This window comes from Collinsella sp. SGI.180 (assembly GCF_050313455.1).
Classification (GTDB): Bacteria; Actinomycetota; Coriobacteriia; order Coriobacteriales; family Coriobacteriaceae; genus Collinsella.
Window position 1 is genome coordinate 1 of record NZ_JBNPLL010000040.1, and the last position, 1,783, is coordinate 1,783.

General features: G+C 53.3%; 3 protein-coding genes. All 3 read left to right on the forward strand.

Translation table 11 applies throughout. From position 1 onward, the window contains the following. The first annotated feature begins 271 nt into the window (after positions 1-271). From infC to rplT, 3 genes are read left to right on the forward strand one after another with little or no spacing between them, the layout of a single operon-like run. Positions 272-841, forward strand: coding sequence for a translation initiation factor IF-3 (infC, locus tag ACQRAP_RS08605; RefSeq protein WP_006234423.1), 570 nt, complete (start codon positions 272-274; stop codon positions 839-841). Positions 842-873: 32 nt separating this feature from the next. Then, positions 874-1,065 carry a 50S ribosomal protein L35 gene (gene rpmI / locus ACQRAP_RS08610; protein ID WP_006234422.1) on the forward strand — a complete coding sequence of 64 codons (192 nt, stop codon included), beginning with the start codon at positions 874-876 and terminating at the stop codon, positions 1,063-1,065. 46 nt (positions 1,066-1,111) lie between these two features. Then, complete coding sequence (rplT, locus tag ACQRAP_RS08615; RefSeq protein WP_006234421.1) at positions 1,112-1,471, forward strand: 50S ribosomal protein L20; 360 nt, start codon at positions 1,112-1,114, stop codon at positions 1,469-1,471. The last annotated feature ends 312 nt before the right edge of the window (positions 1,472-1,783 follow it).

Genomic DNA, 1,783 nt, shown 5'->3' on the forward strand with positions numbered 1-1,783 from the left:
TTCGAGTCTCGCCTCGGGCACCATACATGCATAAGAGCGTTCAAGGGGGTCGAGGCCCCCTTTTTCGTGTACGTAATGTGATAACGAGCGGTACGTGTTATTATCGCCAAGGTGTTGTTTCCGCAATGCCCTAAAGAGGAACCCGAGGGTTCCCACCTTTTGGCGCCAATGAGCAGCTGACTGGTCATACAACTTAGATTCCCTTCCTCATATCGAGGATGTCTATGTGTACGACCTGGTTGCAAAAAAGCGCCGGGTTATTTTTTTATGAATGGAGGTAGGGAAAATAGCTAAGTCTGATGACACCCGCATCAACGACGAGATCACTGCATCTTCGTGCCGTTTGATTGGCGTCGATGGCTCTCAGCTCGGCCTGTTCGCCATCCGCGATGCCCAGCGCGTCGCCGACGATCAGGGTCTCGACCTTGTCGAGATCGCTCCCAACGCGGAGCCGCCGGTCTGCAAGGTCATGGACTACGGTAAGTTCAAGTACCAGCAGGCCATGAAGGCCAAGGCTGCTCGTAAGAACCAGTCCAAGGTCGAGGTTAAGGAAATGAAGTTCCGACCCAAGATCGACGTTGGCGACTACGAGACCAAGAAGGGCCACGTTCTGCGTTTCCTCAAGAAGGGCGCACGCGTTAAGATCACCATCATGTTCCGCGGCCGTGAGATGGCTCACCCGGAGCAGGGTCTTAACGTTCTCGAGCGTCTCGCCGAGGATCTTAAGCCTTACGCTACGGTCGAGTCCAAGCCTAAGATGGAAGGCCGTAACATGCTTATGCTGCTCGCCCCAATTAAGGGCGCCTTTGATGAGGATAAAGCGGCAAGTGATACTAAGTAACTAGTGTTCTGTAACCGATTAAGGAGTATTTCATGCCTAAGATGAAGTCCCACAGCGGCACCAAGAAGCGTTTCCGCAAGACTGGTACCGGCAAGCTTATGCGCGCCAAGGCTTTCAAGAGCCACATCCTGAGCAAGAAGTCCACCAAGCGTAAGCGTGGCTTCCGTCAGGAGACCGAGATCGCCGCTGCCGACCGCAAGGTCATCAAGTCGCGTCTCGCCTAAGTTAGCGTTCCCGTTTTTCGTTTAACCGTCTAGGAGTTGATAGAACATGGCACGTATTAAGCGCGCTGTTGCCGCCAAGAAGAAGCGCCGTACCGTTATGCACCGTGCGAAGGGTTACTACGGTGCCGCTTCGCGTACTTACAAGCATGCTAAAGAGCAGGTCCAGCACTCTCTGCAGTATCAGTACCGTGACCGCCGCAATAAGAAGCGCGAGATTCGCTCTCTCTGGATCACCCGTATCAACGCTGCTGCTCGCCTGAACGACATCTCTTACTCTCAGTTCATGCACGGCCTGAAGGTCGCCGGTATCGAGCTCGACCGCAAGGTCCTGGCTCAGATGGCTTACGAGGACATCGAGTCTTTCAACGAGCTGGCTACCATCGCCAAGAAGGCTCTCGAGGCCTAATTGATTCTCTTGAATCGCTAGGGGAGTGTCGCGCTGTGCGCGGCGCTCCCTCTTTTTATCTAAGGCGCTGGTTTATATAGCAAAAGCGCGGGTAGATAGACACTTACAGGTGACCGATCTTTATATATCTCTTAACCGAAGGGTCATCATCTGATACGTGCAGTATTTCTGCACCAGCCTTTCTATTACTTATATAGGAAGCGATATATTGTGTAGGACTTATGAAGAGTGGAATTGACGTCCCACATCGCTTCGCGGTCTGGCAATATATCTCCTTGCCGCGCGGCCCGGTCGGACCGGATGAGACGCGCA

Bases quoted from the DNA above. Each gene is read 5' to 3' on its own strand.
- infC (WP_006234423.1), top strand. From the start codon at position 272: ATGGAGGTAGGGAAAATAGCTAAGTCTGATGACACCCGCATCAACGAC.
- rpmI (WP_006234422.1), top strand. From the start codon at position 874: ATGCCTAAGATGAAGTCCCACAGCGGCACCAAGAAGCGTTTCCGCAAG.
- rplT (WP_006234421.1), top strand. From the start codon at position 1,112: ATGGCACGTATTAAGCGCGCTGTTGCCGCCAAGAAGAAGCGCCGTACC.